At 29.8% G+C, this 7,771-nt stretch carries 9 protein-coding genes; all 9 read right to left on the bottom strand.

Going from position 1 to position 7,771, the window contains the following annotated elements:
• Positions 1 to 567: 567 nt before the first annotated feature.
• Entirely contained in the window at positions 568 to 969 is a 402-nt protein-coding gene (locus M890_RS0113795; protein ID WP_028284087.1) for a hypothetical protein, read from the bottom strand.
• 168 nt (positions 970 to 1,137) lie between these two features.
• The gene (locus M890_RS0113790; protein ID WP_084553691.1) at positions 1,138 to 1,587 is read right to left on the bottom strand and encodes a DUF4279 domain-containing protein; all 450 of its coding nucleotides are present in this window, start codon (positions 1,585 to 1,587) and stop codon (positions 1,138 to 1,140) included.
• On the bottom strand, positions 1,588 to 1,923 hold the full coding sequence (locus tag M890_RS0113785) for a hypothetical protein (RefSeq protein ID WP_157243299.1): 336 nt from the start codon (positions 1,921 to 1,923) through the stop codon (positions 1,588 to 1,590).
• A gap of 156 nt (positions 1,924 to 2,079) precedes the next feature.
• On the bottom strand, positions 2,080 to 2,637 hold the full coding sequence (locus M890_RS0113780; RefSeq protein WP_157243298.1) for a hypothetical protein: 558 nt from the start codon (positions 2,635 to 2,637) through the stop codon (positions 2,080 to 2,082).
• A gap of 223 nt (positions 2,638 to 2,860) precedes the next feature.
• On the bottom strand, positions 2,861 to 3,571 hold the full coding sequence (locus M890_RS0113775; protein WP_232219157.1) for a hypothetical protein: 711 nt from the start codon (positions 3,569 to 3,571) through the stop codon (positions 2,861 to 2,863).
• Positions 3,572 to 4,612: 1,041 nt separating this feature from the next.
• Positions 4,613 to 4,861 carry a hypothetical protein gene (locus M890_RS0113770; RefSeq protein WP_028284082.1) on the bottom strand — a complete coding sequence of 83 codons (249 nt, stop codon included), beginning with the start codon at positions 4,859 to 4,861 and terminating at the stop codon, positions 4,613 to 4,615.
• Positions 4,862 to 5,023: 162 nt separating this feature from the next.
• Positions 5,024 to 5,743 carry a DUF2071 domain-containing protein gene (locus tag M890_RS0113765; RefSeq protein ID WP_028284081.1) on the bottom strand — a complete coding sequence of 240 codons (720 nt, stop codon included), beginning with the start codon at positions 5,741 to 5,743 and terminating at the stop codon, positions 5,024 to 5,026.
• Between the two features lie 156 nt (positions 5,744 to 5,899).
• Complete coding sequence (locus tag M890_RS0113760) at positions 5,900 to 6,199, bottom strand: hypothetical protein (RefSeq protein WP_028284080.1); 300 nt, start codon at positions 6,197 to 6,199, stop codon at positions 5,900 to 5,902.
• Between the two features lie 81 nt (positions 6,200 to 6,280).
• Positions 6,281 to 7,426 (bottom strand): hypothetical protein, encoded by a 1,146-nt coding sequence (locus M890_RS0113755; RefSeq protein ID WP_157243297.1) that lies wholly within the window; start codon positions 7,424 to 7,426, stop codon positions 6,281 to 6,283.
• Positions 7,427 to 7,771 lie beyond the last annotated feature (345 nt).

Genomic DNA, 7,771 nt, shown 5'->3' with positions numbered 1-7,771 from the left:
TAACGTGTTGCATATGGAAAGTTGTGTTTACGAGCAATGAAATTCCGAAGGAATTTCAGCAGTAAGTAAATAAACAACTTCCATAACTTAAGCACTAAAGTAAACAATTTTTTATATGCTGTGTTGCCTACAGTTTTTAAATTTTACTTTTTTTTGAGTAACAAGCTAATTCGGTTTACGTCGTTGTTACGTCTGAGTGAAATTCTGTATTACGTACTTTTTGACTTTTAATAACTTAAAATTCTAAAAAAAATCGCGAAAAACTATCAGGCTTTTAATCGGTGTTTTAGATCCGCAATCAGGCTAAAATTCTGAATAGGTTAACTGTGTACTTTACGTTAGCTAAAGACTATTAAAGCTAGCTTAAAATCAGTGGTTTTTATATTCGGTATTACACGTTTTGAATTGAGCGTTGCAATTGTAGGCAACGGTCTCGTATAAGAATAGTTGCGGGTTTGTGTGTGAGGAATTTCCGAAGGAAATTCAGACGTAACAAACACGCAACTACTTTTGTTTTAGTACTAAACCGCAATTATTTTTATACATTGTTGTACAACGTTTTTTTTATCAGTTTGCTATTCCAATTTTAGTAAATAACTCACGAGCTTTTGCTAATTCAAATTGGTCTTTAAAATTTCCTAAATTCCTTTTCTTTCCATTTTTCAGTTTCAATGAGAATCTGTTATTTCCGAAAACTGTTTTTTCTTCAAGTTCCGTTATTTCTACGATTGAAATTTTCTCCGCTGTTGACAATTTAAATACGAACATAAAAAGAACAACTAAAGAAATAACTCCCAATCCAATCCAGAAATATTCAATAAAATCATATTCAGTTGTTTGTTTTCCAAATATTCGGATTATTGCGTTTGCTAAGTTCAATATCATTAAAATTTTTAAAATCAGATATTGGTTTTTGAGTCCATCTTTTATTTCGATTGAGTTTTCCGATTCATTAAATTTTATTTTCATCCTATTTTGAGTTTTTTGGTAAATGTTGTACAACGTGTTCGTGTATGGTTAGTTGCGTGGTTAAGCAACTAATTTAGCAAATAAATCACAGATAGAATATTCCGCAGGAATGTTCGTAAGTCGGCAGTGACCTAGCAATTAATTATACACGGTGTTGTGTGCAGTTTCTTATTCATCAGATTTTTCTAATAGTCCAATTGTGTCAACTTTATAAAGGTCAAAATCCACTTCAGTTCCAGTATTAGCTAAAAATTCTATCGCTCTTTTATTAAGTCCAAAATATGGTGTTGAAGATTCTGGATTAATATCAATGTCAATTACAAACTGTATTCTTGTTGTTAAATCGTATTTTTCTTTTAATCCGTTTATGATTTCAGTTTTGGATTCAAATATGTCAATTAGTTTTCCGAGATTAGTTTCTAAATCAATTTCGTTTCCAGCATTAATTTGGTATTTCCACGCTGTTGATTTTGGAACAGGTTCTTTTTTTATCATTACGGAAGTCGGCTCAATATTTAATTTTTCTGTTAATTTTTCACAGTCGAAAAATTCGGCATCAAAAGAAAAATATAAATAGTTATTGCATTCATTTCCGCTGTATGTTAGTTTCTGCAACATTTAGTGTTCTTTTCTTGATTTATATCTTTCGTCAGTCCAAATAAAGTTAGATGAAGTTATATATTCTATTCCTGCATCTTCTAGTTTCTCGATACTTTCCATTGTTAGATTTGTGGTTAAAATCAAATAGTTATTTTCTGTTAAATTTAACTTTGAAATAATTTTATCTAACTCTCTTGACAAAACAACATCATTTCGGTCAGTTTTAAATGAAATAATTTTCTTCCCTATATGATTTTTTGTCATAAGCCCAACAAATCCATTTGGGACTTTCGAGAAATCATTTTTGTCATTTATTGAAATTGTTTGAAACTTTATCATTTTCTCAAATTGCACACAACGTGTTTGTGTATGATTAGTGGCGTGTTTAAGCACCTAATTTAGCAAATAAAAACCGAATAGAAAATCCGCGAGGATTTTCGTAAGTAGGCGATAACTAGCCATTAATTATACACGGTGTTGTGGTGTCGTTTTTTTTATTTTTCACTTCTATTAATAATCAAATTTATACGTATTTGTTGTTTGTCTTTTTGTCCAATTTTTAAATTCTAAATTTACAGTCACTTCTTGAGTTCCGTGAATTTTTTCTTTAAAATCAAAGATTGTGGAGTATTCAATTCCGTAATTTTCTAGTACTTCATCTATTTTTCTTTTTTCCAATTGCGCTTTTTTATTCTTTTTTCTGAATCTATTCAGTTTCGAGTAAGCAACTCCGAGGAATGTAAATCCACCTGCAATTATTCCAATTTTTACAGTCCAAAGGAATAGACTGTATATAGTCCAACTAGAAAATAAATATCCGCCAATTATTAATGAAAAACCAATAATTATAGTTGAGTAAAAAGTCAAATGTGTTGATTTTTTATTTCTGCGTATTATTTCCAATTCGAGATTTGCAATTTCTAACTTTTCTTTAAGTTTTTTGTCAAGATTAATTTTTGAACAAGTGTTATTAAAGTCAGGGTTTTTATTGGTCAGTTTACAGGTCAAACCTTTTTCAAGACTGGTCATTTCGTTCTCGCATAAATTACAATGTCTTGCTAAATTCATTAAAATTTCTGTTCAGGTTTTAGTTAGTTTTTCACTTTCGAGGTGTTTGGGAAATGCACCACAACGTGATTGTGTATGGTTTGTTGCGTGGTTTAAGCACTAAAGTTAGCAAATATAAACCGAATAGAAAATCCGCGAGGATTTTCGTAAGTAGGCTAGAACTAGCAATAAATTATATACGGTGTTGCCACACGTTTTTTATTCTTTTTTCATATTTTTTAGTTCATTTTAGTGGCATTGGTGGTGGCGGAATTTGCCTGAAATAATCAAAGAAAACTCTTAATTCGATAGAGTCATTTATTTCTTCTTTTATCTCGTCAAATGTGCTTGTTAGTTTTATCAACACCTCTTTAAGTTCTTTTCCGTTTTTACTCGTATCGATTGTTACTTCAACAAGTGCTTTTTGATGTGAATCGGAATAATAAGGAATCTTACCTTTATTCAAATAGTGTCTCTTTAAAATTCGTTTCAGTTCATCGATTGAATATCCATCGTCAATTAAAATTGAGTCAGATTTTATTCGTAAAATATTCTTCTGTTTTATTAATCCTTCGTCATAAACATAAGGCGTTAATCGTTTTTTTATTTTGTTATCTTCAAACTCTACTTTAAGTTGCCCATAATTTTCTTCTTGAAAAGAACTAATTCTATTAGTTATTTGCTTAAAATTTAAGTCAGTCGTATCAAGTCCGATTAATTCTCCAACATCTATTTTAAATTCTAGGTCAGTTGGATATTCACGAATCTCACTCGGTTTAATTTGCGCTTGCTTTGTTCTGTCTTTCTGTCTGCAAGAAATCAGAATTCCGAATATTAATGCTATGTAGATTGCTTTTTTCAAATGTGTGGCAACGTGTTGCATATGGAAAGTTGTGATTTGCGCGCAATGAAATTCCGAAGGAATTTCAGCAGTAAGTAAATAGACAACTTCCATAATTTAGACACTAAAGTAAACAATTTTTTATATGCTGTGTTGCCTACAGTTTTTAAATTTTACTTTTTTGAGTAACAAGCTACAAGCTAATTCGGTTTGCGTAGTTGTTACGTTAGAGTGAAATTCTGTATTACGTACTTTTTGGCTTTTAATAACTTAAAATTCTAAAAAAAAATGCGAAAAACTATCAGACTTTTAATCGGTGTTTTAGATCCACAATCTGGCTAAAATTCTGAATTAGTTTACTGTGTGCTTTAAGTTCGCTAAAGACTAATAAAGTTAGCTTAAAATCAGTGATTTTTATGTTCGGTTTTACACGTTTTGTATTGAGTTTTGCAATTGTAGGCAACGTGTTGGATATGGAAAGTTGTGATTTGCGCGCAATGAAATTCCGAAGGAATTTCAGCAGTAAGTAAATAAGCAACTTCCATAACTTAAGTACTAAAGTAAACAATTTTTTATATGCTGTGTTGCCTACAGTTTTTAAATTTTACTTTTTTGAGTAACAAGCTAATTCGGTTTGCGTCGTTGTTACGTCTGAGTGAATGTCGGAAGAGCGTATTTTTTTTACATTATCAGACTAAAATTCTGAATTGGTTTACTGTTTACTTTAAGTTCGCTAAAGACTAATTAAGTTAGCTTAAAATCAGTGATTTTTATATTCGGTTTTACAAGTTTTGAATTGAGTTTTGCAATTGTAGGCAACGGTTTTGTGTATGATTAGTGGCGTGTTTCAAGCACTAAAGTTAGCAAATAAATACCGAATATAAAATCCGCTAGGATTTTCGTAAGTAGGCGAGAACTAGCCATTAATTATACACATTGTTAGCTTTTAGTGCTTTTTTTTCACTTTAAAATTCATTCCAATTTTTAAATTCCGCCATTTTTCCGAGTTTAAGTAAATTCTACAGTTTGTTATTCCGCAAAGTAGCTCAAATTCCGCTGTTTTAATTTTCCACGTTTGATTGGATTCAGACGTAATTATTGTTTTAAGTTCAGCTTTCTACTTTTCCTTATTTCCCTTATTTTTTGCACAGAAAATTATTCAACAGTTGAGTGAGAATTTAACTTTTTATTTCTCCAATAAAAAAAATAAAGCACTCCTATTGTTATGGTTGAACCAATCATTGAAAAATAAGTCATTACATATTTTTTCTGAAGAAAACTTTCAGTGAATAAATCTGTCATACTCAGTGTTGATAAAGTTATTCCTAAAAGCCATAGGAATGTAAATAAAATCAAAATTTTCTTTGATGGATTTGTAATAAAATTTCTCTTTGGTAATTCCATATGTTTCTTATTTAGTTCTAATTTTTATTGCATTAAAGCTAACGGTCTTATGTATGGTTTGTTGCGTGGTTTAAGCACCTAATTTAGCAAATAAAAACTGAATAGAAAATCCGTGAGGATTTTCGTAAGTAGGCGAGAACCAGCCATTAATTATACACGGTGTTAGGTGCAGTTTTTTATTTTTTTCAGCCCAATCCATTCGTGTTCAATATCTTTCATTAATAATGCATTATCAAATTTGACAGAACCTTTCGGGAAAATACTTTCATTCTCAAAAAAGCTTGATTTTACATCTTTAACTTCCAAAAGTGATACTTTCCAATTATATGCTTTTAATTCAAGTCCGTCAAAGTCATTTTTGTCAGGCGAATATCCAATAGAACCATTTTCAAAGAATTCAGAAACACATTCTAAATTTTCAAACACACTTTCGGTATTCCAAGAGTTTGTTTCTTTTGCTTTTATTAATAATGAAGTTTTGTCATCGCTGATAAAACCGACTTCGTAGTTTCCATCTTTTTCATTTACTTTAAAGTTTGCTAAATGATGAATTCCAGGAAATATAGTTCCGCCAGCTAAAGAATTTAATTTAGAAGAAGTATCTCTTCTTGGAATATAAACTCCTTCTTTTAATTTTCCGTTTTCAGTCCATTCAACTGCAATTCTATGAGCTCCATTTTCAGAAGAAATTCCGATTTGTTTCGGCAAACCTTTCGGTCTGATTTCTTTTAATCTTATCAAACAGATTCCCGCAATTCCTTTTCCGTTTACTAATTTAGGTTTGAAAGGTTTTGGTAAATAATTTTCCAAGACTTCTTTATCAATTTGGTAATTGATTAAAATTCGCCTGTCTATTATTCCTTTTATTTTCGGTATTTTCATTTGAGTGAGCAAATTGCTTCTAACGTGTTTGTGTATGATTAGTTGCGTGATTAAGCACGGAATTTAGTAAATAAAAACCGAATAGAAAATCCGCGAGGATTTTCGTAAGTAGGCGAGAACCAAGCAATTAATTATACACGGTGTTGCCAGTAGTTTTTATTTTTTATATATTCTTAATTCCAAGTCTCGTTTATTATATTTTATTCCAATTGTCAGATTGTCCATTATCCATTTCTGTTCAATACTAGTTTTTTCTGATATAGAACTAGTAGGTTTTCCAATTTTGTTTTGAAGATAATTTGAAATCCAATTAAACTTTGATTTATATAGAGTTTCTATTTTTGTTTCTGTTGATTTAATTACATCTTCAATGTTATTTTTATTTTTATTTTTATTTTTTTTCCACTCAAATTCAATTAGTTCTATTGTTTTATCTTTTGTGGCATAGTAATACATAGTTACTAAGCTTAATTCAGAGCTTTCAATTTTCCTGTAAATTCTGGGTGTTTGAACATCTTTACCATCTAGTAAAAAGTGTTATATTTTATGGCTTTGAGTAAGGTCAGTAGCGTTTAAATTCTGTTCAATTTTATCTATTTGGTCAAGATGTAAGTTATTGAAATTTGAGTAGTAAAAATCAAATGTACTTTCAAACCATTCTGTCATTTTAACTTTTCCAAAAACAGGTTCGCTATAAGTGTTTTTGAAATTTATTACATTAAATTTTTTTCCATTGATTTCGATAATTCCATAATTATTGTCGCTGTCCGTTTGAAATTGAACTGTTTGAAAATCATTGTTTTGAATTGGGTTTCTTGAGTCGTAAAACCATTTAAATGGGCGAATTTCAGATTTGAAAGTGTAAATTGGAATTAGACTATCATTTTTTATTACTCCAATTTTTGTGGAAATACTGTCTTTATATAAATGATAAAGCTTATTGTTGGAAACGAATGAAGTTGTTAAAGAGAATTTAGGATTAAAATAATCATCATTTTTATATTCGTATATAATTTCTGTTCCGTTGATAGAATTGCTACCTTCTCTGTGGTATCGCTCATCAATAACTGCTTTTTTATAATCGTAAGGTTCTTTGCTTTCATCTAATTTTTTCGGGTCTATAATTTTTAAAATGGATCTTCCTGCTGTTAGATAATATGCATCGTTTAATTTATTAACAATCGGTGTTGTTGCACCAACTTCATATTGTTTATTTGTTACTTTATCTTTAAACCAAGTTACTCCGCCCCATTCTCCAAAATCTAGAGAATAAACTGAATAATTATTATCATCGTAATACAAGTCAATACCTTTTTTAGTTTTTATCCAACTATTTTTAGTTTGGTCAAGATAGAAAGTGTTATGGTCATAATATTCTGTAGTAAATATAGTGTCGTTTTTTATGTACAAATCGTAGTAAAAGGTTTGAAGTACTTGAGGTACATCAATTCTTTTTTTGATTTTTCCGTTTTTGTCGAGGATATAAAATTGATGATTTGAGCCTGAACTAAATTTGTCATTGTCAGTTTTAAAATAACAATAATAATTCTCATTATATTTAATCCAAGGACCTGGCTTTCCAGGAATATTTATTTCAATATTTTCATATTTCACATCAACTTCTTGTGTTTGACAAGAGGCTGTTGTAAAAATCAATATTAATATTTGGAATACGGTTTTCATAAATTACTGGCAACGTGTTGCATATGGAAAGTTGTGATTTGCGCGCAATGAAATTCCGAAGGAATTTCAGCAGTAAGTAAATAAACAACTTCCATAATTAAGACACTAAAGTAAACAATTTTTTATATGCTGTGTTGCCTACAGTTTTTAATTTTTACTTTATTGAGCAACAAGCTAATTCGGTTTGCATAGTTGTTACGTCTGAGTGAAATTCTGTATTACGTACTTTTTGGTTTTGACTAACTTAAAATTCTAAAAAAAAATTGCGAAAAACTATCAGGCTTTTAATCGGTATTTTAGATCCACAATCTGGCTAAAATTCTGAATTGGTTAACTGTATGCTTT

Source organism: Olleya marilimosa CAM030 (assembly GCF_000518485.1).
GTDB classification, from domain to species: Bacteria; Bacteroidota; Bacteroidia; order Flavobacteriales; family Flavobacteriaceae; genus Olleya; species Olleya marilimosa.
The sequence above is the reverse complement of the archived record's forward strand: the minus strand, read 5'-3'. Positions and strand labels throughout refer to the sequence as shown.